Source organism: Streptomyces sp. NPDC050147 (assembly GCF_040660195.1).
Lineage (GTDB): Bacteria > Actinomycetota > Actinomycetes > Streptomycetales > Streptomycetaceae > Streptomyces.
In genome coordinates, this window is sequence record NZ_JBFALJ010000016.1 from 37,741 (window position 1) to 53,909 (window position 16,169).

Consider the following 16,169-nt stretch of genomic DNA (forward strand, 5'->3'; position numbering starts at 1 on the left):
GGTCGGGGGTCCTCACGAGCGGCTCAGGAGTGCTCACGTGCCCTCCGTCCGGCCGGCCGCCATGCCGGCGGCGTCGAGCAGCGCCGTGCCCACGATGAGGTCGGCGCCGCCGAACTCCGGGTCGTCGAGTTGGGCGCCGTCGTCCACGGCGAACAGGAGCTTCTCCTCGCCCTGGCGGTATGCGGTGCCGACCGGCGGGCTGGCCGCGTGGACGGCGAGGAGGGCGACGAGATAGGGCAGTTCGGTGTCGCGCCTGCGGGCGTCGGCGAGCAGCCCGGACAGGCGCCTCGGTGCGTCGGCCGGCAGGTCGAGCAGTTCCATGGCGTCGGCGAGTTGTTCCTCGCTGAAGCGGCTGTCGTCGGGGGTGGCGACGAGGTCCGGCTCGGGCATCTCCATGCCCAGGTGCTCCCGCTCCTGCGGCGGCGTGAGCAGTATGTCGACCAGGTCGCCGACGCGGACGGAGACGGGCGTGCGCAGCCCCGTCCCGCGCGCGAAGAACGCGCCGGTCACGCGGCTCGCCTGCTCGACCGGGAGGGGCAGGAGGGGGGCGACGAGCTGGCCGTACAGATCGAGGCCGGTCCGGGAGGTGGGGGCCGCGAAGGCCTGGCGGTCCTGTTCGGCACGGAACAGCGGTCCCGCTTCGAGGAGCCGGGACTGGAGCTGTGTGTGGCGGCGGATGCAGTCCTTGACGATGTCCACGAGCTCGGCGGCGCGGCGCTTGTGCTCGGGGTCTTCGGACTCGTCGCGTGCCTTGCGGATGTTCGTCAGGATCGCGTTCTCGTGGCGATAGCGGTCGGCGACGTGGTCGAGCGCTTCCGCGATCATGTCGGGGACGGCCTTGAGCCAGTCGACCGCGCGGACGTTGCGCCGGGTCGCGTCCAGGGCCCTGCGGAGCGTCTCCGAATACTGCACCGTCCGATATCGCGCCTGCTCCGCGGCGAGCTGGGCGTCGGCGAGGCGGCCGCGGCTGATGAGCACCTCGAGCTTGACCTCGGCGGCGATCTGGGCGCTCGTGACGTCGGTGTCGAGGGCGCCGACGAGGACGTTGACCGCCTCGTCCGTCGTACGGAGATAGACACCTCCCCCGTACCCGGGGACCTCTTCGATCAGCTTGAAGTCGTAGTCCCTGCGCACATAGGTGCCGTCGGGCGCGAAGGTGCCGTACACGGCGCGGAAGCCGCGGTCGACGCTGCCGACGTTGATCAGGTTCTCCAGGACCCAGCGGGCCACGCGCTCGTGCTCGGCGACGGGGCGGCGGGGGGCCTGGGCTCCGACGCGCGGGAGCAGCCTGGCCACTATCTCCTCGTGGTCGGCGCCGGTGTCGAAGTCCATGTTCAGGGTGACGAGGTCGATGGCGGAGAGGGCCACCTCCGCCATCGCGTACACGGAGTACTCGCCCGCGAGGTTGGCCTTGCGCACGTCCAGGTCGTGCAGCGGCGCCGTGCAGGCGAGCGCGCGGAGCCGCCGCGCCAGGCCCTCGTCGGCGGCCGGGCCCCTAGCGGGCCTCGGCCCCGCGCTGAGCTGGGGCGGAGCGGTGTCCGGAACGGCAGGCGAAGTCACGGTGCACAGACTAGATCCTCGGTCTGACAACGGTCGAAACGGCGCAGATCTGGCAGCGCGCTCAGCCGGTCCGCCGAGGGCTCAGCCGCCCGCCCGCTCGCCCTGCGCCACGCGCCGGCCGTACACCTCGACGAGGCCGTGGCGCGAGTCGTCCAGGTAGACCGCGAGCAGCCGCTCGGCTTCCGCGGCGTCACCCTCCTGCAAGGTCTGCAGTATCTGTCGGTTGCGCAGGAGGTAGGGCTCGTGCAGTCGGCGGGGATCGTCCACCACGTGGAAGGCCAGGCGCAGTTCGGCGAAGACGCTGCGCATCACCTCGTCGGTGCGGGCGCTTCCGGCGAGCGCGACGAGCTCCCGGTGGAAGTGGATGTTGGCGGTGGAGACGCCCTTCCACTTGCGCTCACGGGCCGCCTTCGTGCCGTCCGCGACGGCGCTCGCGAGCCCGTCGAGGACGAAGGGCGGATCGCCGAGGCCGCGAACGACCGCGCACTCCACGAGGCGTCGGGTGCGGTAGATGTCCTCGACATCCTCAACCGTGAGAACTCGGACAAATACCCCGCGGTTGAGCTGGTGGACCAGCAGTCGTTCGTGCGTGAGGAGACGGAAGGCCTCGCGCAGCGTGTTGCGTGAGACACCGAGCGCGCCGCCGATGCTGTCCTCCGACAGGCGCGCTCCCGGCGGGAAGTACCCCTCGGCGATGCGGCTCCGGAGGATGTCCGACACCCGCTCCGCGGTGCTGGTGCGCCCCAGCAGCACACGGTCGTCGGCCAGTCCGCTCGGGTCAGCCATTCCCTCAGCCATGACCGGATTCAATCGCAGATACAAGAACGAAACAACATGGGTATTGAGGGATCGTTCAACGATCCTCTACCTTGTCGGACACGGCTCAGTCCCTGCCCGTGCCCCACCTCTGCCCGCTCCGCACCCTCCGTCCCCCTCCTGCGAGGTGCCCATGAGCACTCCCCCACCGCCCCAGGCCCTGACGGCCGACGCCCGCCCCGTGGGCGGCGAACCCCCCGACGGCAAGGGCGCGTTCGGCTGGCTGCGCGCCCTCGGCCCGCGCGGCCGTCGCGCCTTCGCGGGCGCCTTCGGTGGTTACGCGCTCGACTCCTACGACTACTTCACGCTTCCGCTGACCATGGTCGCGCTCGCCGCGTACTTCGGTCTGGACAGCGGACAGACCGGCTTGCTCACCACCGTCACGCTGGTCGTCTCCGCGATAGGCGGCGCGGTCGCCGGGGTGGTCGCGGACCGGATCGGCCGCGTCAAGGCGCTGCTGATCACGGTCATCACGTACGCCGTCTTCACCGTCGCCTGTGGCTTCGCGCCCAACTACGAGACCCTGCTGGTCTTCCGCGCCCTCCAGGGCCTCGGTTTCGGCGGCGAGTGGGCGGTCGGCGCGATCCTGGTCGCCGAGTACACCACCGCCAAGAACCGCGGCCGCACGCTCGGCGTGATCCAGAGCTCCTGGGCGGTCGGCTGGGCGCTCGCGGTGATCGTCTACACCGTGGTGTTCCAGTTCCTCGACGAGGACATCGCCTGGCGCGTGATGTTCTGGACCGGCGCGCTGCCCGCCCTCCTCGTCGTCTACGTGCGCCGCAACGTGCACGACGCCCCGGAGGCGGCCGAAGAGCGCAGGAAGAGCGCGCACAAGGGGTCGTTCACAGCGATCTTCAAACCCGGCCTCCTGCGCATCACGCTCTTCGCGGTCCTGCTCTCCACCGGCGTACAGGGCGGTTACTACACGCTCGCCACCTGGGTGCCCACGTACCTGAAGACCGAGCGCGGACTGACGGTGGTCGGCACGGGCGGGTACCTGACGTTCCTGATCTCCGGGGCCTTCATCGGCTATCTGGCCGGCGGCTATCTCACCGACGTGCTCGGCCGCAAACGGAACATCACGCTCTTCGCGTTCCTCTCCGCCGCCAGCATCCTGGCCTACACGAACATCCCGGACGGGGCCAACGGCCTTCTCCTTGTGCTCGGTTTCCCGCTCGGCTTCTGCATGTCGGCCATTTTCAGCGGCTTCGGTTCGTTCCTCAGCGAGCTCTACCCGGCGGCCGTGCGCGGCACGGGGCAAGGCTTCACGTACAACACCGGACGCGCCGTGGGCGCCGTGTTCCCCACCATGGTCGGTTTCCTGGCCGACAGCTGGGGCGTGGGTGGCGCGCTGATCTTCGGTGCGTTCGGCTACGCGCTCGCCGTGCTCGCTCTGTTCGGGCTGCCCGAGACCCGCGGGAAGGAGCTGGTATGAGCCCCGCCGCCGCGGCATTGCGGAGCCCCGGAGAGGCCCGCGCGCTCTTCCGTTCGGGCACGAGCGGGCCGACCACGGGGTGGGCGGCCGGCCACACCCAGGCCAATCTGATCGCCGTGCCCGCCGACTGGGCGTACGACATGCTCCTGTTCTGCCAGCGCAACCCCAAGCCCTGCCCGGTGCTCGACGTCACGGACGCGGGCTCCTGGACCACACCCCTGGCGCCCGGCGCCGATCTGCGGACGGACCTGCCGCGCTACCGGGTGTGGGAGGACGGCGAGTTGGCCGACGAGCCCACGGACGTGGTCGACCGGTGGCGGGGCGACCTGGTGTCGTTCCTCATCGGCTGCAGTTTCACCTTCGAGTGGGCGCTGACGGAGTCCGGCGTTCCGATGCGCCATGTCGAGCAGGGCCGCAACGTCTCCATGTACGTGACCGCGCGCCCCTGCCGTCCGGCCGGCAGGCTGCACGGCCCCATGGTGGTGTCGATGCGCCACGTGCCGCCCGAGCACCTCTCGGCGGCGATCAGGGAGACCTCCCTGCTTCCGGCGATGCACGGCGCTCCGGTGCACTGCGGGGAGCCCGCGGGGCTCGGCATCGACGATCTGGCCCGGCCCGACTTCGGTGACCCGGTGGCCGCCGAGCCCGGTGACATCCCGGTGTTCTGGGCATGCGGAGTGACACCGCAGGCCGCGGTGATGGCCTCGCGACCGCCGTTCGCGATCACGCACGCGCCGGGGCAGATGTTCATCACCGATGCCCGGGACGAGCAGTACCGGGTGGCCTGAGCAGGCCACCGTACGGAAACAGGAGAACCACCCGCATGACCGATGCCGTGATCGACCTCAACGCCGACCTCGGTGAGGGCTTCAGCCGCTGGCACCTGACCGACGACGAGGAGCTGCTCTCCGTCGTCACCAGCGCCAATGTGGCCTGCGGCTTCCATGCCGGGGACGCGGCCACCATGCGCCGCGTGTGCGAGCAGGCCGCCGCGCGCGGCGTCCGGATCGGCGCCCAGGTCTCCTACCGCGACCTGGCGGGTTTCGGGCGCCGCTCCATGGACGTACCCGCCGACGAGTTGGCGGCCGAAGTGGCGTACCAGATCGGCGCGCTGGAGGTCTTCGCGCGGGCGGCGGGCACGCGCGTGTCGTACGTGAAGCCGCACGGCGCGCTCTACAACCGCGTCGTCCACGACGAGGTCCAGGCCCGGGCCGTCGTCGAGGGGGTCCTGCTCGCGGATGACACGCTGCCCGTCCTCGGGCTGCCCGGATCGCGCTTCCTGGAGGTGGCCGGCAAGGCCGGACTGCCCGTCGTCACCGAAGCGTTCGCGGACCGCGCGTACACCCCGCAGGGCACGCTCGTGCCGCGCGGCGGCGACGGCGCCGTCATCACGGATGCGGACGCCGTCGCCGAACGCTCCGTGGGCATGGCCCGGTCCGGGACCGTCACCGCTTCGGACGGACAGCGGATCGGCGTCCGCGCGCGCTCGCTGTGCCTGCACGGCGACACCCCGGGGGCGGTGGCCCTCGCCCGGCAGGTCCGGGCGCGCCTCGAAGCGGCGGGCGTCCGGGTGGAGGCCTTCGCGTGAGAGTGCTTCCGGTCGGCGACCAGGCGCTGCTCGTGGAACTCGCCGACGGCGACGAGGCGCAGGCGCTCCACGCCGAGCTGCTGCGCCGCAGGGCGGCGGGCCTGATCCGCGTACGGGAGATCGTGCCCGCGGCCCGCACGGTGCTCCTGGACGGCCTCGACGATCCCGGACGCGTCGGCGCGGAGCTGGCCGCCCTGGAGATACCGCCGCTGTCGGCGCGCGCGGAGGACGTACGAGAGATTCCGGTCCGCTACGACGGGCCCGATCTGGCCGATGTGGCAGCCCACTGGGGAGTGCCGGTGACGGAGGTGCCGCGGATTCACGCGGCGACCGAATTCCGGGTCGCCTTCTGCGGGTTCGCGCCCGGCTTCGGCTACCTCACCGGACTGCCCGATCGCTACGACGTGCCTCGCCGGGCCACGCCTCGTACGAGCGTCCCGGCCGGCAGCGTCGCCCTCGCGGGACCGTACACAGGGATGTATCCGCGCTCCTCACCCGGTGGCTGGCAGCTGATCGGCACGACCGACGCCGTGCTGTGGGACCACGCGCGCGTGCCCGCCGCGCTGCTCGCCCCCGGCGTCCGGGTGCGCTTCGTGCCCGGTTCGTCTCGGCCGGGCCCGTCCGTGCCCGGCTCGGAGGCACGATGACGGACCGCGCTTTCGCCGTCGTACGGGCCGGGGCGCTGACCACCGTGCAGGACCAGGGCCGCCCCGGGCACGCGCACCTCGGAGTGCCGCGCTCCGGGGCCCTCGATCCGGCCGCCTCCCGCCTCGCCAACCGCCTCGTCGGCAATCCGGCCGACGCGGCCGTCCTGGAGACCACGCTCGACGGCTGCTCGGTGCGGCCGCGTTGCGCGGTGACGGTGGCGGTCGTGGGGGCGCCCTGCCCGGTGACGGTCGACGGCCGCCCGGTGGCGTGGGGCGCGCCCGTGCGGGTTCCGGCCGGTGCGCTGCTGGACGTCGAAGCGGCCGTCTCCGGAGTACGTTGCTATGTCGCGTTCAGTGGTGGAGTGGCCGTCGACCCGGTCCTCGCCAGCCGCTCCACGGACCTGCTCTCCGGGCTCGGCCCCCCGCCCCTCGCGGACGGGGCCGTCATCCCGCTGGGCAGACCCACCGCGCTCCACGCGCGCGTGGACACCGTCCCGCACACCGCGCCACCCCGCGAACTGGTCCTGAGGGTGATGCCGGGGCCGCGCGCCGACTGGTTCACTCCGGCGGCCCTGCGCACGCTGACCACGCGCGCGTACCGGGTGTCCTCGGCGAGCAACCGCATTGGTCTGCGCACCGAAGGGCCCTTGCTGGAGCGGTCGTTCACCGGTGAGCTTCCCAGCGAGGGCATGGTCCTCGGAGCCGTCCAGGTGCCGCCGGACGGCCGGCCCCTGGTGTTCCTCGCCGACCACCCGACGACCGGGGGCTATCCGGTGATCGCGGTGGTCAGGGAGGCTGATCTGCCCGGTGCGGCGCAGGCGGTGCCGGGGACGCCGGTCCGTTTCGTCCCGGCGGCGCGGCGCTGATCCGTAACGTCTGCCGAGGTCCGCTGAGGCCCCTGGGTTCTCCACTCCTACGCCGCCTCCGGATGCTCGGCCGCGGTGAGCGCGGCCAGCGCCGCCGTCACCGCCTGGGTGGCGCTCAGGTCGAGCCGGGCGCTGCTGCCCCGCAGCTGATGGCGTACCTCGTCGGCCGCGAGGGTGAGCAGCTGGGGCAGCAGATCGGTGCATCTGCGCGCCACCCAGCCGGTGCCCGCGGTGGTCAGCCGCCACAGGCTCGCCGCCCGTCCGGGCGGCGGCAGTTGGGGCTCGCACGAGGGCGGGCTGCCCGCCGCGAGGTCCCGGGCGGCGAGCAGCGCGTGAAACCGCGCGGCGACCAGCCGGTGGCCACGCTCGCCGGGGTGCAGCCGGTCCGCGCTCCACAGGGTGCGGTCGGCGACCCACGCATCCTGCGCGAGGTGCAGGTGTACGGCGTCGTACCGCTCGGACAGCGCGTGCACGACGGCGTTGACCGTGCGTTGCCGCCGGGCCAGCGGGCGGGCCAGCGTGCCCGGCAGGCCGAGCATCGCCCCCGGGTCGGGGAGGCAGGCGGTGAGCAGCGGGACACCTTGCCGTGCGCAGGCTCCGTAGATCGCGTCGAGCCGCGTGGCCACGCCTTGGATGTCGAACGTACAGCGGAGGGTGTCGTTGACCCCGACGATCACGGACGCCAGGTCGGGCCGCAGCTCCAGCGCCACGGGCAGCTGCCCCTCGAACACGTCCGAGGTCTGGGCTCCGCTGACGGCGAGATTGTGGAACCGCACCTCCCCCTCACGCGCCGCGAGGCCCGCGGCAAGCAGCGCCGCCCATCCTCGCCGGCCTTGCTCCACGGGGTCGCCGATGCCCTCCGTGAGGGAGTCACCCATGGCGACGAAACGCAGCGGCCTCATGAGAGACGCCCCTCGCGGTGAGCAGGCCCCTCACCGGGAGCCCCAGCTCCGGACCCCGCCTCATGAGCCCTCAAGAAGGCGGCAATCGCCCCCTCCCACCCGAAGCACTCCGCACGCGCGCGTGCCGCCTGCCCGCGGGAGCGCTCGGGACGGGCGAGGAGCCTTTGGACGGCGGTCGCGAACGCGTCGCCGCTGTCCGTCGCCATCGCGCCCGCGCCGCCCACGATCTCCGGGAGCGCCGACGACGCGCTGGCCACCACGGGTGTGCCGCACGCCAGCGCCTCCAGGGCCGCGAGTCCGAACGTCTCGCAGGGGCCGGGCGCGAGGCAGACGTCGGCCGTGGCCTGCAGCGCCCCCAAGGCCGCGCGGTCCGCGAGATGCCCCAGGAAGGTCACCGGCAACCGCCGCTCGCGCGCCCGCTGTTCGAGACGGGCACGCAGCGGACCGTCCCCCGCGACCACGAGAACCGCGGGAACGCCTCGCCCACGGAGCGCCTCCAGGGCGTCCAGCGCCGTGCCCGGCCGCTTCTCCACGGACAGCCGCGAGCACAGCACCAGCAGCGCCTCGCCCTCGCGCGCATGGCGGGCACGCACGCGTGGATCACGCAGTCCCGGATGGCTGCCCACCAGGTCCACGCCCAGGGGCGCGCGCACGACATTGCGCGCCCCGATGCGGACGAACTCCCGCTCGGCCCACTCCGTGGTGCACACGACGCGCGCATAGGCGTGTGCGGTACGGGAGTTGAGGGCGTCGGCCGCCCGCAGTGCGGCCTGCTCGGGCATGCCCCAGGTACGGAGAACGCCATGGGCCGTCTCGTGGGAGACCATCACGGCCGGGATCCTGCGGTGCCTGGCCCACGCTCCGGTCCAGCGCAGGGTCGTGCGGTCGGACACCTCGATGCGGTCGGGAGCGAGGTGTTCGAGGACCCGGGCCACCCTCCGGCGGTCCGTGAGGACGCGGTAGCCGCCGGAGCCGGGCAGCAGCGGACCGGGCAGAGTCACGACGCGGCCCTGGTCGGTGTCGCGGACACCGGCCCGCTCGCCGGGCACGATCAGCACGGGCTCGTGCCCGGCCGCGCGGTAGCCGCGCCCGAGCTCCCGCAGGGCGGTGCGCAGTCCGCCCGACGAGGGGGCCACGAAGTTGGCGAGCCGCACGATGCGCAGCGACTCGACGGGGCGCTCGCCGCCCCGTGCGGCCGCCGCACGGTAGGCCGCTTCCCTGTACAGGGCCGCCCTCATGCCGCCACCGCCGTCCGCGCGGCGAGCACCTCGGCGTAGTGGTCGACGAGCTGCTCGCCCACCGCGCCCCAGGTCCGCCCCTCGACGGCCGCGCGCCCGGCCCTTCCGTACGCCGCGCGCAGCCCCGGATCGGCGGCGAGCGCCCAGACCGCGTCACGCACAGCGAGGGCGTCCTGGGGCGGCACCAGGACGCCCGTGCGGCCGGGGACGACGAGGTCGAGCGGTCCGCCGACGGCGGGCGCGATCACCGGCACACCACTGGCCATCGCCTCCTGGACGGTCTGGCAGAACGTCTCGTAGGGCCCGGTGTGCACGAAGAGGTCCAACGAGGCGAAGATCCGCGCCAGTTCGGCGCCGGTGCGGCGCCCCGGCATGACGGCGCCCGGCAGCGCCGCCCGGACGGAAGCCTCGCTGGGTCCGTCGCCGACGACGACAAGGCGCACGCCCTCAAGGCGGTCCGCCCGGGCGAGGAGTTCGACCCGCTTCTCGGGAGCGAGCCGCCCTACATAGCCGACGATCAGCTCGCCGTTCGGCGCGAGTTCACGGCGTACGGCCTCGTCCCGATGGGCAGGCCCGAACCGGGCGGTGTCCACACCCCGCGGCCACAGCCGCACCCGGGGAACCCCGTGCGTCACGAGATCACGCAGGGCGGCGGTTGACGGGGCGAGGGTGCGGTCGGCCGCGGCGTGGACGGCCCGGATGCGGCGCCAGGCGGTGGACTCCCCCCGCCCCACGTACGTACGGGCGTAGCCGCCGAGATCCGTCTGGTAGACGGCGACGGCGGGTATGCCCAGGCGCGCGGCGGCCGCCATGCCGCGCACGCCGAGCACGAACGGGCTGGCCAGATGGACGATCTCGGCCCGGTGCGCGCTCAGCGCGGCCGACAGGCGTCGGCTGGGCAGTGCCACCCTGACCTGGGGATATCCGGGAAGGGGCAGGGAGGGGACACGGATGACGGGGCAGGGCGCACTTGCGTCGGCTGCGGCGGCCGCCCCGACCGCGGGAGCCGGGGCGATGACCAGGGGGTCGTGACCGCGTGCGGCGAGCTGCCGGGCGGTCTGCAGGGCGCAGTGCGCCACGCCGTTGACGTCGGGAGGGAAGGATTCGGTGACGATGACGACACGCATACCCGTGTTGTCGTCGTGCGGGGCGTGGTCACGTCAACGTGGATCTTTCCTGGCGAGGAACGTCCCATGAGCGTTGCCCTCCGCACGCGCCCCGCCCTTGGGCGCGCCGGCTACACCTCGGCCGCGTCGGGGTCGATCCTGCTCCGTACCGCGCTCTGTACCTCGTCCTCCTCGGCGGGGTCCGCGGCGAGCCTTCTGAGCTGGGTGACCACGCGGGCGTCGCCGGTCTCGGCGTGCCGTGCGGCGACCTCGCGGGTGGACTCCTCGCAGTCCCACAGGCATTCGACGGCGAATCCGGTGGCGAAGGAGGGGTCGGTGGCGGCGAGCGCGCGGGCCGCGCGGCCGCGCAGGTGGGACGAGGCGGTCTCGCGGTAGACGTGGCGCAGCACGGGTGCCGCGCAGGCGATGCCGAGTCGGCCCGCGCCGTCGACAAGTGTCCACAGGGTCGGCGCGTCCGGGCCTTCGCCGCGGACGGCCTCGCGGAGCGCGGCGAGTACGAGCTTGCTGTCCTGGGCGCCGCCTCTGCAGGCGAGCACCCGTCCCGCGGCGGCGCCGAGCTCGTCGGGCCGCTGGGCCCAGCGGCGGGCGCGCTCCACGGCGGCCACGCTGCGCATCCGTTCGAAGGCCTCGGCCGCGGCGTCCACGACGGCCCGTGACGGGCTCTCCATCGCGCACTCGATCAGGTCGAACACGTCGGGATCGTGGGCGTCCGCGAGGTAGCGCAGGGCCGTGCCGCGCGCCCCGTCGGAGCCGTTGCGGGCGGCTTCGAGGATCTCGGCGCGGTCCTCGGGCCCGGCCACCGCGCTCAGGCAGCGGGCGGCGGGCACGTGCAGTACGGCGCCGCGTTCGAGCCCTTCCTGTGCCCAGTCGAAGACGGCCTGGACGCTCCACCCGGGCCGTGGCCCCGATGGCCGCATCTGCCGCTGCCAGCGGTCGAAGGAGCCCTGTTCCCGTGCGGCGCGCACGCGGGCACCGACGGCCTCCCGGGGGTCCTCCTCCCACAGCCGCCAGGGCCGGGGTTCATAGGCGTCGCGCACGGTGGCGGCCAGTTCGGCCTCACCCTGCGCGTCCTCGGGGAATCTGGCCAGCACGGGCACGGCGAGGGCGCGCAGGCCCGCGTCGCCGTCACGCAGCGCCAGTTCGTCCAGGGCCCAGGCCCAGTTGCTGCCGAAGGCCGCGTACCGCCGCAGCAGTTCGAGGGCGTCGTACCTGCCGTACGAGGCGAGGTGCCCCAGGACGGCGAGCGCGAGGCCGGTGCGGGTCTCGTCCGTGTTCAGGACGTCCTCGGCGTCGAAGAGATGCCGCTCGATCTGCTCGAGCCCGCCGCGGAGATCGAGATAGAGCCTGGCGTAGTACAGGGAGCGGTTCTCCACCTGCCAGTCGTGGCGCGGGTCGTGGAGCACGCAGGTCTCCAGGGCGGCGAGCGCCTCGGAACGGGGTGCGGTGAGTGCGTGCAGCGTGCCGTCGCCGCGGCCCCGCTGCAGCAGGCCGAGCAGCGTACCGCTGGGCGCTATGACCGGATCGAACATGGGAAACAGCCTCACATCAAGCGTCGACGCAACCGGGAATCGTGGATTACCTGGCCGTGCGCCAACACGTCGGGCCGCCCGCCGCCTCTTGCTTGTTGTAGACCATCTTCCTCTGCCTCTCGTCGGTGACCCGTGGGATCCCGGACGGGAGGTCCGGGGGCGGGCCGCTCACGGTCCGCGCGGTGCGGCAACTCCTGCCCCACCGTCGCGTCCGTGAATCACTTCGTCATGATGGCCCAGCGGTTCAGCCCGCCGCGACCACATTTCCAGCGCCCCCGTTGTTGCTGGTCAAGTACCCGCTCAGGCCGCCCCGAACAGCTTGAGCAGCTCCGTCTTGGCGAACATCCGGGCGGTGTCCACCGCCGACGGCGTGCCCGCTGCCGGATCCGCTCCTCCGTCGAGCAGCGCCCGGATCACCGCTTCCTCGCCCTTGAAGACGGCACCGGCGAGCGGCGTCTGCCCCCGGTCGTTGGCACGGTTGGCGTCACCGCCCCGCTCCAGGAGGGCACGGACCGCGTCCGCGTGGCCGTGATAGGCGGCGAGCATCACGAGCGAGTCGCCGCTGTCGTTGGTGAGGTTCGCCGGAACGCCTGCGTCCACGTATGCGGCGAGGGCCGCGGTGTCGCCCTGGCGCGCCAGATCGAAGATCTTGGTCGCCAGCTCCACGACCTCCGGGTCGGGGGCTTCACTCATGGACCGGACCGCCTTTCGACTGCGGGGTGACTCGGGGGTGCGTACGGCGCCCAGTGCAGCCGTACGAGTGAATCGACAGGGTACTGCGCGTCCGGGCACATGACGGGGCGCGCCCGCGGCAATGGTCACGAACGGACCCGGACACCTTCCCCACCCACGCTCGGGAGGCCTGACAGGACTCCGCCATTCGAGGGAATTCCTCGTAAATTCCCCCATTTGCACCTTTTATCGTATGGATACATGCTGTGAACCTGGAACAACTCATGGTGACTGTCCCCACCGACCAGGAGAACCGTCATGATCCTTTCCATCTCGGGCGTCGTGCTGCTCGGCATCATCGTCTTCCTGTTCTTCCGCAAGGACGGACTCAAGGCGTCCCACGCGGTGGTCTGCGCGCTCTTCGGCTTCTTCATGGCGGGCACCGCCATCGCCCCGAGCATCAAGGCCGGCAGCGCGAGCCTGGCGAGCCTCCTCGGCGGGATCAAGTTCTGACGCCTCCTGCCCCTGTAGTACTTCGTTCGCACCACCTGGAGACTGACGTGGCCCGGCGCCCCCTCCCCCGCATCCTGAGCAACGGCACCGCCTCGATCGCCCGCAGCCGGGAGTTCGCGCGGTCGGCCGCCGACAGCGCCACCGACGTCCTCCACCCGCTGATCACGATCGCTCGTGGACTGCGCCGGCTGGCGGCGGCCGGGCGGCGCAAGTGGGTCGACACCCCCAAGGACCGGCGCGGACCGCTGCTGTTCCTCGTGGCCTCCGTGTTCCTGGTCGTGACCCTCATGCCGTACGGCCCGCTGCTCGCCGCCATCTGCCTGATGGCGGCCGCCGCGTGGAGCGGCAGGGAGCGCGCCGCGCCGGCCCCCACCGGCCCCGACGAGGCGCAGACCCAGCGGCTGCAGTCCCTCTACGAGGCGCTCGTGCCGTACTTCTCCGTTCCCGAGGACCCCGAGCCGCTCTTCGCGCACGGCGGGGAGTGGGACAAGGCCCTCACGTCGTACGAGTTCGACGACGACGGACGTGTCTCGCATCTGGTGGTGCGCTACCCCGCGTACTTCACGGACGGCGAGGCCGACTCCCGCACACGGATCGAGCACCTGCTGCACGCCAAGGCGGGCCGCGGCCGCGAGTACCACTTCGAGTGGGACGAGGAGGGCAACCAGCTCACGGTGAACGTGCTGCCCCCGTTGCCCACCGACATCGCCGCCCAGCGGTTCGTCACGGCCCCCGGCGAGACCGTGCTCGGCTTCACCGACCCCACGGGGGTCCAGCGCACCCTCCCCGTGGCGGACGGCGACGCACTGCGCGACGTGCCCCCCGTCGTCTGGCGGACCGGCCCCCGCTCCACCGAGCCGCACCTCCTGGTGGTCGGCGAGCCCGGCAGCGGCACCACCACCCTGCTGCGCTCCATCGCCCTGCAGGCCCTGCTGCACGGCGACGTACTGATCGTCGAGGGCGGTGGCATCGGCGACTACGCCTGCCTGACCGGGCGTGACGGCGTCCTGGCCATCGAGTGCGGGCTCGCCGGCGCCCTGGCGAGCCTGGAGTGGGCGGCGCACGAGACGGAGCGCCGCCTCATCTGCGCCAACCGCGCCCGCCAGGCGGGCCACCCGGCCCCGGAGGACACCAAGCGCCCCCTGTGGATCCTCATGGACCGCCCCAGCGTGCTCGGTCACCTCGCGGCGGCCGACGGACGCGAGGACCCGCAGTCCCTGCTCCAGGTGCCCCTGCGGCACGGCAGGGCGGCCAACGTCACGGTCGTCGTGGCCGATCAGTTCGACAGCCTCGACGCCCTGAGCGACCCGGTGCGCCAGCACACACGCGCGCGCGTGGTCCTCGGACCCACCACGCTGGACCAGGTCGAGGACATCCTCGGGGTACCGCCCCGCACGACGCCCACGTCCGTCGTCCCGCCCGGCCGCGGTTACGCCCGGCTCGGCTCGGGCCAGGTGCACCGTCTCCAGGTGCCCGCGACGCCCGATCCGTACGACGACGCGACGAGCGAGGCCCACCGGCGGGCGGTGACGGAGCTGCTGCCCGCACGGAGCGCCCCCGCCGACGCCGAGACGGGCACAGTCGAGACGGGCGCAGTCCAGCCGGGCGCAGTCCAGCCGGGCGCAGTCCAGCCGGGCGCAGTCCAGCCGGGCGCAGAGGTCGCCGCCGACGCCGAGGCCGGCACCGTGACGGCGAAGCCGGGTCGGCAGCCGGAGCCCGTGCCCGCCGAAGGCTGACGGCTCCCCCGTGGCCCCGGGGCTCTCAGGCCACGAAGGCCCGCGGCGTCTCCACTCCCCCGGCCGCCCCTGTCTCCACGAGACGCGCGGCCGCGGCCAACCGCACCGCCGCCTCCTCCGCCACCGCGCCTCCCACGGTGAACGGCAGCCGCACATACCCCTCGAAGGCTCCGTCCACCCCGAAGCGCGGCCCTGACGGGACCCTGACTCCCACCCGTTCCCCCACTTCGGCGAGGCGGGAGCCGGACAGGCCCCCTGAACGCGCCCACAGGGTGAGGCCACCCGCCGGTACGTCGAACTCCCATGAGGGCAGTTCGCGGCGGACGGCGGCCACCAGGGCGTCGCGGTTCTCGCGGGCCTGGGTCCTGCGCACCTGCACGGCCGATTCCCAGCCGCCGGTGCTCAGGAGCCAGTTCACGGCCAGCTGTTCCAGGACGGGGGTCCCCAGGTCGGCGTACGCACGTGCCGAGACAAGGCTCCGGATCACGTCGGGCGCGGCCCGCACCCAGCCGATGCGCATGCCCGCCCAGAAGGCCTTGCTGGCCGAGCCGACGGTGATGACGGTCGAGCCCGCCGGGTCGAAGCCGCAGACGGGGCGCGGCATCGTCAGGTCGTCGTCGAGCTGCAGCTCGATCATGGTCTCGTCGACGACGAGGACCGTGCCCGCGGAGCGCGCGGCGTCGACGAGCTTGCGCCGCCGGTCCTCGTCGGCGAGGGCGCCCGTGGGGTTGTGGAAGTCCGCGACCACGTAGGCGAGCCGGGGCGCCGCGTCGCGCAGTACCTGGCGCCAGCGGTCCATGTCCCATCCCTGGAGCCCCTCGGACATCGCGACGGGGACGAGACGGGCGCCTGTCTCGCGCATCAGCTGGAGGATGTTGGCGTACGACGGGGACTCGACGGCGATGCGTTCGCCGCGCGGTGCGAACAGGTGGCAGATCGCGTCGATGGCGCCCATCGCTCCGGTCGTGACCATGATCTGTTCGGGCATCGTCGGGATGCCGCGCGCGGTGTAGCGCTCGGCGAGCATCTGGCGCAGCGCGGGCAGGCCGGCCGGGAAGTCGCCATGCGTGTGCGCGTACGGAGGGAGTTCCTCCAGGGCGCCCTGTACGGCGCGAGTGAGCCAGGGCTCCGGCGCGGGCAGCGCAGCGCAGCCCAGGTCGATCATGGAGCCGAGCGCCTCGGGCGGCAGGGGTTCGAGCCCGCGTGCGGGCAGGGGGTTGCCGGCCGGGACAGCGGTCCAGCTCCCCGCTCCCCTGCGGGACTCCAGGAAGCCTTCGGTGCGCAGCGCCTCGTACGCGGCCGCGACCGTGGTCCGGCTGACGGCGAGGGACACGGCCAGCTCGCGCTCGGCGGGCAGGCGCGCGGCGACCGGGACGCGGCCTTCGAGGACGAGCATGCGGATGCCGTCTGCCAGGGCGCGGTAGGCGGGCGGGCGGCGCGTGCCGGGGCCCGCGGGGCGCGTCTGCTGAGAGCTGAGCAGCCGGGCGAGCTGTGTGGCGCCGACCGCTGAAGTCCACTGAGCCATGATTCCCAGTCCACC

The 16,169-nt window shown here is 73.1% G+C and carries 15 protein-coding genes; 7 read left to right on the plus strand and 8 right to left on the minus strand.

The features are described from left to right. Positions 1-33: 33 nt before the first annotated feature. Positions 34-1,560 (minus strand): hypothetical protein, encoded by a 1,527-nt coding sequence (locus AB0I94_RS23845; RefSeq protein ID WP_363311646.1) that lies wholly within the window; start codon positions 1,558-1,560, stop codon positions 34-36. A gap of 81 nt (positions 1,561-1,641) precedes the next feature. After that, entirely contained in the window at positions 1,642-2,358 is a 717-nt protein-coding gene (locus AB0I94_RS23850) for a GntR family transcriptional regulator (RefSeq protein ID WP_363311647.1), read from the minus strand. Positions 2,359-2,509: 151 nt separating this feature from the next. On the opposite strand from AB0I94_RS23850, the gene AB0I94_RS23855 reads away from it, so the two are divergent. Genes AB0I94_RS23855 through AB0I94_RS23875 form a run of 5 tightly spaced genes read left to right on the plus strand, consistent with a single transcriptional unit; the run spans position 2,510 to position 6,912 of the window. Beyond that, the gene (locus AB0I94_RS23855; RefSeq protein ID WP_363311648.1) at positions 2,510-3,811 is read left to right on the plus strand and encodes an MFS transporter; all 1,302 of its coding nucleotides are present in this window, start codon (positions 2,510-2,512) and stop codon (positions 3,809-3,811) included. Then, a complete protein-coding gene (locus AB0I94_RS23860) occupies positions 3,808-4,599 on the plus strand; it encodes a putative hydro-lyase (protein WP_363311649.1) in 792 nt (263 codons plus the stop codon). Before AB0I94_RS23855 ends, AB0I94_RS23860 begins: the two co-directional genes overlap by 4 nt. Positions 4,600-4,634: 35 nt before the next feature. Beyond that, on the plus strand, positions 4,635-5,399 hold the full coding sequence (locus AB0I94_RS23865) for a 5-oxoprolinase subunit PxpA (RefSeq protein ID WP_363311650.1): 765 nt from the start codon (positions 4,635-4,637) through the stop codon (positions 5,397-5,399). After that, positions 5,396-6,046 (plus strand): allophanate hydrolase subunit 1, encoded by a 651-nt coding sequence (locus AB0I94_RS23870; protein WP_363311651.1) that lies wholly within the window; start codon positions 5,396-5,398, stop codon positions 6,044-6,046. Before AB0I94_RS23865 ends, AB0I94_RS23870 begins: the two co-directional genes overlap by 4 nt. Beyond that, positions 6,043-6,912, plus strand: coding sequence for a biotin-dependent carboxyltransferase family protein (locus AB0I94_RS23875; RefSeq protein ID WP_363311652.1), 870 nt, complete (start codon positions 6,043-6,045; stop codon positions 6,910-6,912). Before AB0I94_RS23870 ends, AB0I94_RS23875 begins: the two co-directional genes overlap by 4 nt. A gap of 47 nt (positions 6,913-6,959) precedes the next feature. On the opposite strand, the gene AB0I94_RS23880 is transcribed toward AB0I94_RS23875, so the two are convergent. The 5 genes from AB0I94_RS23880 to AB0I94_RS23900 form a co-directional block, all read right to left on the minus strand. Next, positions 6,960-7,814, minus strand: coding sequence for an SGNH/GDSL hydrolase family protein (locus AB0I94_RS23880; RefSeq protein ID WP_363311653.1), 855 nt, complete (start codon positions 7,812-7,814; stop codon positions 6,960-6,962). Then, positions 7,811-9,052, minus strand: coding sequence for a glycosyltransferase (locus tag AB0I94_RS23885; protein WP_363311654.1), 1,242 nt, complete (start codon positions 9,050-9,052; stop codon positions 7,811-7,813). Before AB0I94_RS23885 ends, AB0I94_RS23880 begins: the two co-directional genes overlap by 4 nt. Then, on the minus strand, positions 9,049-10,179 hold the full coding sequence (locus AB0I94_RS23890; RefSeq protein WP_363311656.1) for a glycosyltransferase family 1 protein: 1,131 nt from the start codon (positions 10,177-10,179) through the stop codon (positions 9,049-9,051). Before AB0I94_RS23890 ends, AB0I94_RS23885 begins: the two co-directional genes overlap by 4 nt. A gap of 110 nt (positions 10,180-10,289) precedes the next feature. Then, positions 10,290-11,708: a HEAT repeat domain-containing protein gene (locus AB0I94_RS23895; protein WP_363311657.1), complete on the minus strand. Its 1,419-nt coding sequence runs from the start codon at positions 11,706-11,708 to the stop codon at positions 10,290-10,292. A gap of 300 nt (positions 11,709-12,008) precedes the next feature. Continuing rightward, positions 12,009-12,401 carry an ankyrin repeat domain-containing protein gene (locus tag AB0I94_RS23900; protein ID WP_363311658.1) on the minus strand — a complete coding sequence of 131 codons (393 nt, stop codon included), beginning with the start codon at positions 12,399-12,401 and terminating at the stop codon, positions 12,009-12,011. 297 nt (positions 12,402-12,698) lie between these two features. Here AB0I94_RS23900 and AB0I94_RS23905 point away from each other — a divergent pair, with 297 nt between their 5' ends. Then, complete coding sequence (locus AB0I94_RS23905) at positions 12,699-12,893, plus strand: hypothetical protein (RefSeq protein ID WP_160503705.1); 195 nt, start codon at positions 12,699-12,701, stop codon at positions 12,891-12,893. A gap of 47 nt (positions 12,894-12,940) precedes the next feature. Beyond that, a complete protein-coding gene (locus AB0I94_RS23910; RefSeq protein ID WP_363311659.1) occupies positions 12,941-14,629 on the plus strand; it encodes an ATP-binding protein in 1,689 nt (562 codons plus the stop codon). 25 nt (positions 14,630-14,654) lie between these two features. Here the strand turns inward: AB0I94_RS23910 and AB0I94_RS23915 are convergent, their stop codons facing one another. After that, positions 14,655-16,154 (minus strand): PLP-dependent aminotransferase family protein, encoded by a 1,500-nt coding sequence (locus tag AB0I94_RS23915; protein WP_363311660.1) that lies wholly within the window; start codon positions 16,152-16,154, stop codon positions 14,655-14,657. Positions 16,155-16,169 lie beyond the last annotated feature (15 nt).